Genomic DNA, 13,819 nt, shown 5'->3' on the forward strand with positions numbered 1-13,819 from the left:
AGAGGTATCGTATGGCTCATAAAGAAACGAATTTGACAGACAATGAGATATTGCGCCAGAAGATAGTGAACCTCCAACACGCATTGTCTTTGGAGAAGATGCGCAGCCGTGCCTATGAGAAACTCATAGAGATAGCCGAATCCGAGGAGGGTATCAGCATCTTAAAAAAAGATGGTGCCAAACAGTAACGGCGCTGCGTGAGGAGTTTCCCGGTGTATCCGTGGAATTCCTCTGTGGGCTGTTTGGCAAGAAACGCCAGTGGTATTACGCAAGCAGCAAGCTTGTGATTTCTGAGCGGCAAAGGCGTAAACTGATAGTTGACAATGTACTCTACTATCGTGCCTGCTGTCCCGGGATAGGCGGTGTGAAACTGCACGTCCTCCTCAAGTCGGAGCTAGGTGAAGATGTTACTCATGGTCGCGACTCCTTCTTAAAACTACTTGCTTCAGAAGGACTTATGCTTCCCAAGAACAAGCGAAGACGTACAACGGACTCCAATCATCCTTATAGGAAGTATCCTAATCTTGTACAAGGTGTTACGGCAATGTATGCTAACCACATTTGGGCAGCCGACATAACCTACGTTTGGATTTACGGCAACGTCCTGTACCTCCATCTCATTACAGATGTTTACTCACATGCTGTCATAGGCTGGTGCTTATCCGAAACCATGGAGGCTATAAATACGAAGGAGGCATTGCTAATGGCAGTTAAGGCAGCCGGAGGAGGCAACCTCTGCGGAACGATACACCACTCTGACAGAGGTTCGCAATACGCCTGCCACCTATATGTTGAAACTCTTATGTGCCACCATATCAGGGTTAGTATGACAGAACGGTACAATCCTACGGACAATCCTGTGGCGGAAAGGACGAATGGAACCTTTAAGGTTGAGTGGATTTACCAGCAGGAGATGTACCGAGATTATGACCAGGCCAACATGGAAATCTCCAAGGCAATAGCCTTCTACAACTACAGACGACCGCATATGAGCATAGGAATGAAATGTCCGATGGATGTCTATAGAGGCGAACAGCCCGGGAGAAATCTTTGGAAAAAGAGATAAATGCTTGCAAAAAAGAAAAATATAAAGTATCTTTGGAACGCCGAAAATATGGCGAACGACGGTCTTATGCCATCTTCACCAAAGGTCCCAGGGGGCATCGAGCCCCCTAAGACCTTGCCGAAAATATGACGGAACTTAGGTGTTGTCCATCTTCTTTTATGCAAGTGCACTGACTTCAAATTTAAACTATATAATGTTAATGTCAAGTCATTCAGTAAATAAGAAAATATTTGACAAGTAAAACAGAAATACATCGTCAGATCTGACAAGTGAATTCAGGAAAAGACAATACGACAGACATCGCTTTGCGAAAGCTAAGCTTTTGAACAACGAAAGCTAAGCTTTTGAAATGCAAAACATAAGCTTTTAAAATATAGCAGATAAGAACCTGATTATCAAGGCTTTTCATAACTAAAAATTTTCACTCCATCGACTGGTCTATCAGCCCGATTGTTTGACCCTTACCGCGCTCACATCTTTATCCATTCTAAACACTGAAAGGGCAAGAAATATGCACTTGTTCAACTTAGTCATTAGAAACCGATGAAAACAAATGACTAAATCTCTAATGAGCAATTTGGGTTCAATAATGATAACATTGTCACGGAAGGATTATCTGCAAAATACGACAGGACGCATTGCAACAAGTAAACCAATTCTGAGATTTCTGAAGAAGGATCAACGTTGTTGAAAATAATTTAAGTTTATTTTTGGGATATAAATAATTATTTATTACCTTTGCACCAAATTAAAAGACTAGGAAAAAGACAACATATCTTATGGCCAGAATTAAAACTATCGGTATTCTAACATCGGGTGGCGACGCTCCCGGTATGAATGCTGCCATTAGGGCAGTAACACGAGCCGGAATTTTCAATGGTTTTACTATTAAGGCTATCTACAGAGGTTTTGACGGTTTAATTTCCGGACACGTAAAGCCCTTTACAACAGAAAACGTAAGTGGCATTATTGGGCAGGGAGGCACAATACTGAAGACCGCAAGGTCTAAAGCTTTCATGACAGAAGAAGGACGCCAAAAAGCCTATGACAACCTTATTAAAGAAGGTATAGACGCGCTAATTGTAATAGGAGGAAATGGTTCCCTTACCGGAGCAATGACTTTCGCTAAAGAATACGATTTCTGCTGCATTGGTTTACCGGGTACTATCGACAACGACCTGTATGGCACTGATAATACCATCGGATACGATACAACATTGAACACCATCATGGAATGTGTGGATAGAATTCGAGACACCGCGCAAAGCCATGAACGCATATTTTTCATTGAAGTCATGGGACGCGATGCCGGATTTTTGGCTCAGAATTCTGCTATCGCAAGTGGAGCTGAAGCCGCTATCATTCCCGAAGATTCCACGGACGTTGACCAATTGTCCCGATTCATGGAAAGGGGCATCCGGAAATCTAAGAAAAGTTGCATTGTCATTGTTTCTGAAAGTCCGAAATGTGGTGCAATGTATTACTCTGAACGCGTAAAAAACGAGTTTCCTAATTTCGATGTTCGTGTTACTATCTTAGGGCACTTACAGCGTGGAGGACGCCCCTCGGCACGCGACAGAATCATTGCAAGTCGCATGGGGGTTGGAGCAGTGGAAGCACTCATTCAAGGTCAAAGAAACATAATGGTGGGAGTACGGAACAATGAAGTGGTTTACGTTCCTTTATCCGAAGCCATTCGCTCCGATAAACCTTTTGACATGAAGCTGATTAAGGTGTTAGACGAGTTAAGTATATAATCTTACAATTTGATATTAGAAAAATAATAAACAAATAAGCGTATGTCACAAATAAATGGACGTATCTCTCAGATAATCGGTCCTGTTATTGATGTTTACTTTGACGTTCAAGGTGAAGATTCTGAGAAGGTTCTGCCGAAAATACATGAGGCACTTCGTGTTAAACGTCCAAATGGACAAGATCTGATAATTGAAGTTCAACAACATATCGGAGAAGATACCGTTCGCTGTGTTGCCATGGATAACACCGATGGACTGCAACGAGGTTTGGAAGTTGCCATCACGGGAAGCCCTATTGTGATGCCTTCCGGTGAACAGATTAAAGGTAGGATGATGAATGTGGTAGGACAGCCTATTGATGGTATGGAACCATTGAACATGGAAGGGGCTTACCCTATTCATCGCGAAGCACCTAAATTTGATGAGCTTTCCACAAAGAAAGAAATGCTCGCAACCGGAATTAAAGTGATCGACCTATTAGAGCCTTACATGAAAGGTGGAAAAATCGGTTTGTTCGGTGGTGCCGGAGTTGGAAAAACGGTGCTCATCATGGAACTTATCAATAACATTGCCAAAGGACATAACGGATATTCTGTTTTCGCCGGTGTAGGCGAACGAACTCGTGAAGGTAATGACTTGATTCGAGATATGCTTGAATCGGGGGTTATACGCTACGGGGAGAAATTTCGCAAGGCAATGGACGAAGGAAAGTGGGATTTATCTTTAATTGATAAAGAAGAACTGAAGAAATCTCAGGCAACGCTTGTTTATGGTCAGATGAACGAACCTCCCGGGGCTCGTGCTTCAGTCGCGCTATCAGGATTGACCGTCGCAGAGGAATTTCGCGATCATGGTGGCAAGAACGGTGAAGCTGCAGATATCATGTTCTTCATTGATAATATTTTCCGCTTTACGCAAGCCGGCTCTGAGGTATCAGCATTGCTCGGACGTATGCCGTCTGCCGTGGGTTATCAACCTACGCTTGCAAGCGAAATGGGTGCGATGCAGGAACGTATTACATCAACAAAGAAAGGTTCTATCACCTCAGTGCAAGCAGTATATGTTCCCGCAGATGACTTGACCGACCCGGCTCCTGCAACAACATTTACACACTTGGATGCTACCACCGAGCTTAGCCGTAAAATCACGGAATTGGGTATATATCCTGCTGTAGATCCACTGGGCAGTACCTCTCGCATTTTGGATCCGCTGATTGTTGGTAAAGAACATTATGAATGCGCACAACGTGTGAAACAATTGCTACAACACTACAATGAGTTGCAAGATATCATTGCGATTTTGGGTATGGATGAATTGTCCGATGAAGACAAGTTGGTTGTAAACCGCGCTCGCCGAGTTCAACGTTTCTTGTCGCAACCATTCACGGTAGCAGAACAATTTACAGGCGTTCCCGGTGTCATGGTACCAATAGAAGAGACCATCAAGGGATTCAATGCAATATTAAACGGAGAGGTGGACGACCTTCCTGAACAAGCATTCCTCAATGTTGGTACAATAGAGGATGCAAAAGCGAAAGCAAAGAAAATTCTTGAGGCTGCTCAGGGATAATAGGTAACAATAAAATAATTGCTAATGTTATTTCTTAAAATCATATCACCTGAAAGAAATGTCTTCCAAGGAGAAGTTGAGAGCGTGCTCGTTCCGGGAGAAGTGGGAGAATTTGAAATTCTCAAGAACCATGCTCCCATAATTTCCACATTGGTAGAAGGACGTGTCGTCTATTCTGTAGAATCGAAAAAGAAGACATTACATATTCTCGGGGGATTTGTGGAAGTTAAGAAAAACGAGGTTTATCTTTGTGTGGAAATGTAATCTCCACTAAAACCGAGCATGGCATTGGAAACAACAACCGTAGAGAAAATAGCACGCAATTACAATAAGGTAAGTCTTTGGATCATAGTGGGAATATCCTTGACAGGACTTCTCATCTCGCAAGGATTAATGCTCGCAAATACGTCCGCACCTATCATTGTCAGCGCGTTGTTCTCATTGGTTTCATGCGTGGCATATGGAAAGACTTGGAAATATTTTGCAACTAATCACCCTCGGGTATTGGGTAAGTTCTATATGGCAAGCTCAATGCTAAGGATGATATTAGCGGCAATAGTCGTACTCATTGGAGCCGTCATCTATCTGCCAAATCGTGAGAAAGTACTTACTTTTGTGGCGATATTTGTCATATACTATTTGTTGCTTATGATATTTGACTGCATTTATTTTATCAAAGTAGAAAAGAAAAATATAACGATTGAATAAGTAGATATGAAGCATATAAAACAAGTGCTGATCGCAATCCTACTGCTTACGGCATTTCTCCCTGTTCAGGGAAGAGATATGTCAAAGAAAGCCACAGTTGATGTAAAAGAAATCTTGTGGGGACATATCAAGGATTCCTATGAATGGCACATTACGGACTTAGGTACCGAGGACAATCTTACTCCCATCATTATCCATCTTCCTATTATTGTTCATACTACTACCGGGTGGCACGTGTTTAGCAGCTCGGAATTTTCAGAAGAACGCGATAAGAATGGTGATCGTCCAGGTCCTCATAACTTGGTAATAAAAAATGGAGAGGACGCAACCAACCCGAACCTAATTGTCGAAAAGGTTAATGGTAAAGAGCTACGACCAATCGATATTTCAATAACAAAAACAGTATGCACATTGTTCATTGATGCCATTGTACTATTGTTGGTAATTCTCATTCCTGCAAGATGGTGTAAGAAACACAAGCCACAAGACAAAGCACCGAAAGGTTTTACCGGATTGATGCACATGTTTATCATGAGTGTTTACGATGAGGTGTTAAAACCTACTTTGGGTGAAGAAGCACCAAAATACGCTCCATGGCTTCTGACTTGTTTCTTCTTCATCTTTTGCGCAAATTTAATGGGATTAGTACCGTTTCCACCAGGAGGAGGCAACTTGACAGGTAATATAACTTGTACCTTCTTCCTCGGTGTTAGCACATTCTTGATTGTTAATTTCACAGGTTCGAAAGAGTATTGGAAAGAGATTTTATGGCCGGACGTTCCATTATGGATGAAATTTCCAATTCCCTTGATGCCATTTATCGAACTGTTCGGTATATTCACAAAGCCATTGGCACTGATAATCCGATTGTTTGCAAACATGTTCGCGGGACATGCCATCGCTTTGTCATTCTGCGCAATTATGTTTATCATGTTTTCATTTGCAGACAACGCTATCGTTAATTATGCAGCAGGATCGGGTATGTCAGTTATCGCAATATCTTTAAGCGTATTCATGATGTTGCTTGAAATACTTGTGAGCTACATCCAAGCATTAGTGTTCACGATGCTAAGTGCCGTATTTATTTCCCAAGCTCATGTAAAGAAAGAAAAAACAGAATAAGAAACAACATTCATTTTTGAAATAAAATTAATAATAAATTAAATATCTAAGAATTATGTTATCATTATTATTAGCAGACGTTGCTCTCGCAAAGTTAGGTGGTGCCATTGGCGCAGGTTTAGTTGCTATTGGTGCAGGTATCGGAATTGGTCGTATTGGTGGACAGGCTATGGATGCCATGGCTCGTCAGCCTGAGAAAATTGGCGACCTGCGTTCTTCCATGATTATCGCAGCTGCGTTGATTGAAGGTGTGGCTTTCTTGGCAGTTATCGTAGCACTTCTTGCTATTGTGCTCTAATCCAAGGGAAGTGCGTAACGCACTACAAATCCCAGATTTAATTATTAAGAAAGAACAATAACCAGCGTATGGATTTATTAATTCCCAATAGTGGACTACTTTTCTGGATGACTCTCGTCTTCCTTATCGTAGCATTTATCGTTATAAAGTACGGATTTCCCGCTATTATAAATATGGTAAATGAGCGTAAGGCTTATATTGATGAGAGCCTTCTGAAAGCAAAAGAAGCTAATGAAAAGTTGACCAATATAAAAAAAGAAGGTGAATCCGTCATGCAACAAGCGCGTGAACAGCAATCAGCCCTCATAAAAGAAGCTACTGCCACGCGAGATGCCATTGTAGAATCGGCAAAAGAAAAAGCCCATAAAGAAGGCGTACGCATCATAACTGAAGCCAAAACTGAAATCGAGGCTGATAAACAGAATGCATTACGAGATATTCGTGAAAAAGTTGCCGAGCTAAGCGTAAAGGTTGCAGAGAACATCTTGCGCGAAGAACTTTCTACAAATGACAAGCAGATGGAGTTGATTGATCGTTTGCTGGATAATGTTTCTCCTGTGAGCAATATTAGTAAATAAACAGAAATATGGATATAGGTGTAATATCGGTTCGTTATGCTCGTGCATTATTAAAAGGAGCACAGCAGCAAAAGCAGGAAGACTATCTCTATCAAGAAATGCAAACCCTCCTTAAAAGTTATTCTCAGGTTTCACAGTTGCGTTCTACGATAGAAAATCCGATGCTTCCAAAGAACAAAAAACAAGAGCTTATAAGGCAAGCTTGTGGAAATGACAATTCAGAGCTACTGAAGTCGTTCATTTCACTTGTTCTGAAAGAGGGGCGGGAAGATCTCCTGATATTTATAGCGAACTCTTATATCTCACTATATAGAAAACAGAAGAATATTATTCAAGGAAAACTTACAACAGCTGTTCCGGTGACTCCGGCTATCGAGGAAAAAATGAAAAGTTTGGTGCATGCCAATACAGCAGGTACCGTAGAATTTAAAGTTAAAGTTGATCCGGATGTAATAGGAGGCTTTATCCTCGAATACGATACATACAGAATGGATGCCAGTGTGAAGACTAAACTTAATTCAGTACTCGCACAGTTAAAGAAATAAACAAAAATCACATGTCAGATAAAATAAAACCGAGTGAAGTGTCGGAAGTTCTATTAAAGACGCTTCAAGGTATCAATGCTGAAGAAAAGTTCGATGAGGTCGGTACAGTTCTCACTATAAGTGATGGTGTTGCTCGTATTTATGGACTTCGTCATGCTGAGGCTAACGAGCTTTTAGAGTTCGAAAACGGCACGATGGCCATTGTCATGAATCTCGAAGAAGACAATGTTGGATGTATTCTTTTAGGTCCGACAGCCGGCATTAAAGAAGGACAGAGTGTTAAGCGAACACATCGCATTGCCTCAATTCGTGTTAATGACAACTTCCTTGGACGTGTCGTCAATCCACTTGGAGAAGCCATTGACGGAAAAGGAGACATTGACCTAACAGATGCGTTTGAAATGCCATTGGATCGCAAAGCACCGGGTGTTATTTACCGCCAGCCTGTTAAGGAACCTTTGCAAACCGGTCTGAAAGGTGTGGACTCAATGATTCCAATCGGACGAGGACAACGCGAATTAATAATCGGCGACCGTCAAACGGGAAAGACAGCTATTGCCGTTGACACCATTATCAACCAAAAGAGTTTTTACGAGCAAGGAAAACCGGTCTATTGTATTTACGTAGCCATTGGACAAAAAGCTTCCACAGTTGCCAACTTAGTACAAACGCTGAAAGATCATGGTGCACTTCCCTACTCTATCATCGTAAGTGCCACAGCAGCCGACCCGGCCGCAATGCAGTACTACGCTCCTTTTGCCGGTGCAGCCATTGGTGAATATTTCCGAGATAGGGGTCATTCCGCACTTGTTGTATATGATGACTTATCAAAACAAGCCGTTGCTTATCGCGAAGTTTCATTGATTCTTCGCCGTCCATCAGGTCGTGAAGCATATCCCGGAGATGTCTTTTACCTTCACTCGCGTCTGTTGGAGCGTGCCGCACGTATCAATGACCAGCAAGAAATCGCAGAACAAATGAACGATCTTCCCGACTGTTTGCAAGGTCATGTAAAAGGGGGAGGTTCACTTACCGCACTGCCAATCATTGAAACGCAAGCGGGTGATGTATCTGCATATATTCCGACTAACGTTATTTCAATCACTGACGGGCAAATCTATTTGGAAAGTGACTTATTCAACCAAGGATTCAGACCTGCTATTAATGTTGGTATTTCAGTATCTCGTGTTGGAGGTTCAGCACAAGTTAAGAGTATGAAGAAAGTAGCCGGAACACTCAAAATTGATATGGCACAGTACCGTGAATTGGAAGCATTTTCCAAATTCTCATCAGATATGGACAAGGTTACTGCTATGACTTTGGATAGAGGACGAAAGAACAATCAGCTTTTGATACAACCGCAGTACTCACCAATGCACGTTGGCGAGCAAATAGCAATTCTCTACTGTGGTGTCCATGGTCTGATGCATAATGTGCCTGTAGAGAAAGTTCGTGAATGCCAAGATCAATTCTTAGAAAGTATGAGAAATTCTCATAAAGATGTTATTGAAAATTTGGCTTCCGGGAAACTTCTCGAAGAGGATACAAAAATTATTGAAACGGTTATGGAGAATATCTCTGCTCAATATAAATAAGATAAATCTGCAATGCCATCATTAAAAGAAATAAAAAAACGAATTGCCAGCGTCAACAGCACTCGTAAAATCACGAGTGCCATGAAGATGGTGGCATCAAGTAAACTTCATCATGCTCAAGTCGCTATCGAAAACATGCTGCCCTATGAGCGCTTGTTAGAGCATATTCTCAAGTCATTCCTCGTGTCGATGCCGGATATAAAGACCCCATTCAACACTGACAGACCGGTGAAACGCGTAGCTTTGCTTGTTTTCGCTTCGAATAGTTCTTTGTGTGGTGGATTTAACAACAATATCTTACGAATGATGCAAAACACAATAAAAGAATATCAAGATATGGGTATCTCCAAAGATAACATATTGATTTATTCTTTTGGTAGAAAAGTTGCCGAGAAAGCAAAGAAAATGGGTCTTACATCTGCAGGTACTTTTCTTGAATTGGCAGATAAGCCTCATTCTGAAGATTGTTATAAAATTGCGGTTGAGATAGAAAAGTTGTGGTTGGATGGCGAAATAGATAAAGTAGAACTTATCTATCACCATTTCAAGAGCGCAGGAAGTCAAATATTAACTCGTAAAACATATTTACCGATTGACTTGGAGGAAGAGTTGCATTCCGATCATGAACGCGACTTAACCTCAAATATCGCAACGAAGAAAGCACAGGATTATCTGAAGAAACATTCTAAAAACTCTAACAACAAAGAGGATGAAGAAATCCTGCCATTAAACGATAATTTCATAATTGAACCTGACCTAAAGACAGTTTTAACGTCTTTGATCCCTAAATTGCTACATTTATTGATATATACGGCCTTATTGGATAGTAATGCTTCAGAGCACGCAGCGAGAATGGTAGCCATGCAGACAGCTACTGATAATGCAGATGAACTCCTACGTGCGCTCAATCTGCAATACAACAAATCAAGACAGGCAGCAATTACATCTGAATTGCTTGATATTGTTGGCGGAACTGTCAATAATTAAGCTAAAAGAGCAGAAAAGTCTATTATCATCAAAGATTGATAATAGACTTTTCTCTTTTCTGCTGATTAGGAACTAACTAATTAGCTCTTCGGAAAACTCTTCAAACTGAATTTCAGTTGGATGAAACGTTTTTGTAATGTTTCCAAGATTTTATTTGGAGTTAAAAAGAATATTTGTTACTTTTGCACATATTTTAAAAGTTAAAGATGAACACAGATCCAGCTTATCAAAAATTATTAGATTGTGGGATACGTCCCTCCATCCAGCGCATGGAAATCATGCGATATCTTTTAACACACCATACACATCCCACAATAGACGAAGTATATGTGAACTTAAAGAAAAAGATTCCTACAGTAAGCCGCACAACGATTTATAATACCTTGCGTATGTTTTCCGAGAAAGGAGCAGCATTGATGATTACCATTGACGAACATCGAGTATGCTACGATGGAAGCACTCATCCGCACGCGCATTTCTATTGCAAACGATGTGGCAGAGTATTTGATTTCCATGATGTAATACCGCCAACTATCGATAGTCAAGCTATGAAAGATTTTGTGGTGGATGACATTCAATTATATTATAAAGGAATCTGTCCCGAATGTCAAAAAGCATACAAACAAGAAATCTCATAATTGCGCCAAGAGCAAAGTAAAAAGATAAAAACAAACCTCACTGCTATTGTATCAAAACAAGCACAGTGAGGTTTTATTATTGTAAAATCACTTTACATCAATCAGCTAAAGGAACTGCAAAATAGCCTTTCTTTCCGGTAGGATAAATACCTTGGATATAAAGCACGGGTTCTTTACTTACTGAAGCCGCCTTTACCTCCTGTTGCAAATTATCTATACTCTTGATTATCGAATCATTGACTTTCTGAATGATAAATCCTCGACCAATGCCGGAATTTTTCATTACTCCACTGTTTACCTTAATAACTTCAAGTCCATAGGTAATATTCAGTTGTTTCTTTTGACTATCGGTAATAGGACGGAATTGTCCACCCAAAATATCAATATCCGCTTGTTCGATGGGTTTAACTGTTCCTTGTGCATTTTTCAGTGTGATACTCTTCGTTATTTCTTTTTTGTTGCGAAGGAAGGTGATTGAAGCTTTATCTCCCGGTCGCTTACTGTTTAGCAATTGTTGTAGTTCCGACATCTTGGAAACTTTATTACCATCAATTTTTATAATGACATCATTGGAACGCAAATCAATATCTTTTGCATTACCATCTTCTTGAACCTCGGCAACATAAACACCTTCATTCGTTCCCAAGTCCACCTCTTTACCCTTTTCTTTCTGTTCATTAATGTAATTAATTACATCCCCACCTTGGATTCCTAAAATTACGCGCTGAACACTACCATATTTTTTTATGTCATCCACAACCTTCGTTACAATCGCGGTAGGAATGGCAAAGCCATAACCCGAGTAGGAACCGGTCTGCGAATAAAGCATGGCATTAATGCCCACAAGCTCTCCCTGTGCATTTACCAACGCACCTCCTGAATTACCTTGATTGATGGCAGCATCAGTCTGAATGAAACTCTCTATCCCGTTAGGCGTTGCCCCCAAACCACGTGCTTTGGCACTAACGATTCCGGCAGTTACCGTACTATTAAGATTATAGGGATTGCCCACAGCAATGACCCATTCTCCAACCTTCAGTTTGTCTGAATCACCAATAGGGAGTGTGGGAAGATTCTTTCCATTTATCTTAAGCAATGCCAAATCTGTGCTTTTGTCAGTGCCTACGATGCGAGCCGAAAACTCACGATTATCATTCAGGGTTACAGTCAGTTCATCCGCACCATCAACCACATGATTATTTGTTACGATGTAACCATCCGTCGATATGATAACCCCGGAGCCTGTAGCCATCCGCTTGGGTGTTTGGACTTGCTGCCTGCGAGAACCATTACCACCGGGATTGCCAAACCCAAAGAAATCGAAAAAGTCTCCAAAGGGATTGTCCGGTACTTCCACCGTCCTAATTTTTGAATTTTGTACATACTTTATATGAACCACAGCCGGCAAAGCCTTATCTGCCGCATAAGTCAAATCTACCGGCTGACCGGGAGCTGCAACTGATGCCTGTGCGCCATACACCTTAATAAAAGCCCCCGTGGAGAATGCCAATGCAAGTACACAGGAAGCACCAACTAAAAACTTTCCTAATTTTCTCATAACTTTCAATTATTAATTTTTATCTTTATGACTCTACGTGTATTATAGAAATGATTATCGTCTTAAAACCATTGCAAATATAGACCCAAAAAATGTAAAACTGAAATCTTGTCATACTTCTTTATTCGATTTTAACAATTTAATTTGCTACTTAACTGCTCTTAATTTGTTTACAACCAAATTTTACATTCATTCAACATGAAAACAAGGCAAATCATTCAAAGATATCGCATGTACGTAGAGGAACCGGATATTAATACGCCAAAGAAAAAGAAGCGCAAAGTGCAAAAACGTTATTGCGAATAATTGCCTTGAACAAACAAAGATAAATTGAAAATCGATTTGTTCAAAAACTAACAAATAAAGGGAGGAATAAACGAAGAAAAAGTTAATAACATTATTTAACTATCAATGCTCAATCGTTATTACTCTGATTATCAATAAATTACCGAAATGTTACAAATACAATCAAAAAAAAAACGTAAAAAGTATATGTCATATCAAAAAAATACTTACCTTTGCAGTGTTTTAATAAACAAATGATTGTTTTACAGATTTAAAAAAGCAAAGAAAATGAAGAAAGTAATTTTAATGTTCGTAGCTGTAGCAGCTATTTCATTCGCTTCTTGTGGTAACAATGCTAAACCAGCTGCTGACGCTGATTCATTGGCAAACGACACAGTAGAAAATGTTGATTCAATGGATTCTACCACTACACAGGCTGACTCTGTTGCTACTCCGGCTGATTCTACTGTTGCTGAATAATCGAAGCAACTCGAACAGAGTAAAGAAATTTATTAAAGAGAAGAATATTTATTATTCTTCTCTTTTTTTGTGCCTATGAAAATCGCTCCTTCTCATTACATTTCAGTGCTCCCGACATAAGAACATCGAACACCGAAAAAGGCTCTTCGATGAAAAAAAATAAGCACCTGGTTATCAAGCATTTACAAAACATCCTACCCCGTGTTTTTAAAAGCTTAGCTTTTGCACTCCAATTCATAACCTTTTGCAATGCAAAAGCTTAGCTTTTACGGAACAAAAGGTAAGCTTTGGATAGATGAATGAGAATATTTCGAACATTATTGAACTTTTCCCATATCGCCGTGATACTTCAATACATGAGTTTTTGTATCGCGAAAGCTTATCTCTTGTAAATCTCGAAAATTCTAGGTAGTGTCCTTAAAAGTGTGTAATTCATCTTTCCTTTCTCTGTACTTCCACTGTTATTTTGTTCTTTTCTTTCCAGTTTTTGAATTGATATATTCTTCTTTCATATGTTGTCTTTGTTTCCTCCATCGCCACGGCTGCCAGGAGGAAGATGACAGACTTCTCTGATGGCATGGATGTCCTCATTTGGATGGTTCTCCTGTACTTCCTGTTGAGCCTTTCAATCCA

The 13,819-nt window shown here is 40.3% G+C and carries 15 protein-coding genes and 1 pseudogene; 14 read left to right on the forward strand and 2 right to left on the reverse strand.

The window, feature by feature from the left end; translation table 11 throughout:
* The 13 genes and pseudogenes from E0E16_RS13905 to E0E16_RS04650 all read left to right on the forward strand — a co-directional run.
* Positions 1-188 (forward strand): annotated as a pseudogene (locus E0E16_RS13905) (hypothetical protein); the annotation flags it as partial.
* A 32-nt stretch (positions 189-220) separates the two neighbouring features.
* Positions 221-1,066 (forward strand): IS3 family transposase, encoded by an 846-nt coding sequence (locus E0E16_RS04595; protein ID WP_240048166.1) that lies wholly within the window; start codon positions 221-223, stop codon positions 1,064-1,066.
* A gap of 779 nt (positions 1,067-1,845) precedes the next feature.
* Complete coding sequence (gene pfkA, locus E0E16_RS04600) at positions 1,846-2,823, forward strand: 6-phosphofructokinase (RefSeq protein WP_130829194.1); 978 nt, start codon at positions 1,846-1,848, stop codon at positions 2,821-2,823.
* A 42-nt stretch (positions 2,824-2,865) separates the two neighbouring features.
* Complete coding sequence (gene atpD, locus E0E16_RS04605) at positions 2,866-4,392, forward strand: F0F1 ATP synthase subunit beta (RefSeq protein ID WP_130829196.1); 1,527 nt, start codon at positions 2,866-2,868, stop codon at positions 4,390-4,392.
* A 24-nt stretch (positions 4,393-4,416) separates the two neighbouring features.
* Complete coding sequence (gene atpC / locus E0E16_RS04610) at positions 4,417-4,656, forward strand: ATP synthase F1 subunit epsilon (RefSeq protein WP_130829198.1); 240 nt, start codon at positions 4,417-4,419, stop codon at positions 4,654-4,656.
* Between the two features lie 18 nt (positions 4,657-4,674).
* Entirely contained in the window at positions 4,675-5,100 is a 426-nt protein-coding gene (locus E0E16_RS04615; RefSeq protein WP_130829200.1) for a hypothetical protein, read from the forward strand.
* Positions 5,101-5,106: 6 nt separating this feature from the next.
* Positions 5,107-6,222 (forward strand): F0F1 ATP synthase subunit A, encoded by a 1,116-nt coding sequence (atpB, locus tag E0E16_RS04620; RefSeq protein ID WP_130829202.1) that lies wholly within the window; start codon positions 5,107-5,109, stop codon positions 6,220-6,222.
* 55 nt (positions 6,223-6,277) lie between these two features.
* Complete coding sequence (gene atpE, locus E0E16_RS04625) at positions 6,278-6,520, forward strand: ATP synthase F0 subunit C (protein WP_130829205.1); 243 nt, start codon at positions 6,278-6,280, stop codon at positions 6,518-6,520.
* A 68-nt stretch (positions 6,521-6,588) separates the two neighbouring features.
* Positions 6,589-7,098 (forward strand): F0F1 ATP synthase subunit B, encoded by a 510-nt coding sequence (gene atpF, locus E0E16_RS04630; RefSeq protein WP_130829207.1) that lies wholly within the window; start codon positions 6,589-6,591, stop codon positions 7,096-7,098.
* A gap of 8 nt (positions 7,099-7,106) precedes the next feature.
* Positions 7,107-7,643, forward strand: coding sequence for a F0F1 ATP synthase subunit delta (locus tag E0E16_RS04635; RefSeq protein ID WP_130829209.1), 537 nt, complete (start codon positions 7,107-7,109; stop codon positions 7,641-7,643).
* A gap of 11 nt (positions 7,644-7,654) precedes the next feature.
* Positions 7,655-9,238 (forward strand): F0F1 ATP synthase subunit alpha, encoded by a 1,584-nt coding sequence (atpA, locus tag E0E16_RS04640; protein WP_130829211.1) that lies wholly within the window; start codon positions 7,655-7,657, stop codon positions 9,236-9,238.
* Positions 9,239-9,250: 12 nt separating this feature from the next.
* Positions 9,251-10,225, forward strand: coding sequence for a F0F1 ATP synthase subunit gamma (locus tag E0E16_RS04645; RefSeq protein ID WP_130829214.1), 975 nt, complete (start codon positions 9,251-9,253; stop codon positions 10,223-10,225).
* A 206-nt stretch (positions 10,226-10,431) separates the two neighbouring features.
* Positions 10,432-10,863: a Fur family transcriptional regulator gene (locus E0E16_RS04650; RefSeq protein WP_130829216.1), complete on the forward strand. Its 432-nt coding sequence runs from the start codon at positions 10,432-10,434 to the stop codon at positions 10,861-10,863.
* Between the two features lie 97 nt (positions 10,864-10,960).
* Here E0E16_RS04650 and E0E16_RS04655 read toward each other — a convergent pair whose 3' ends face one another.
* Positions 10,961-12,421, reverse strand: a complete 1,461-nt coding sequence (locus tag E0E16_RS04655) for a S1C family serine protease (RefSeq protein WP_130829218.1) — start codon at positions 12,419-12,421, stop codon at positions 10,961-10,963.
* Between the two features lie 573 nt (positions 12,422-12,994).
* Between E0E16_RS04655 and E0E16_RS04660 the strand changes: the two genes are divergently transcribed.
* Positions 12,995-13,186 (forward strand): PG1828 family lipoprotein, encoded by a 192-nt coding sequence (locus tag E0E16_RS04660; RefSeq protein WP_130829220.1) that lies wholly within the window; start codon positions 12,995-12,997, stop codon positions 13,184-13,186.
* A gap of 432 nt (positions 13,187-13,618) precedes the next feature.
* Here the strand turns inward: E0E16_RS04660 and E0E16_RS04665 are convergent, their stop codons facing one another.
* A complete protein-coding gene (locus E0E16_RS04665) occupies positions 13,619-13,777 on the reverse strand; it encodes a hypothetical protein (RefSeq protein WP_255418112.1) in 159 nt (52 codons plus the stop codon).
* Positions 13,778-13,819: the final 42 nt, after the last annotated feature.

It is taken from the genome of Prevotella rectalis (assembly GCF_900607215.1).
GTDB lineage: Bacteria > Bacteroidota > Bacteroidia > Bacteroidales > Bacteroidaceae > Prevotella > Prevotella brunnea.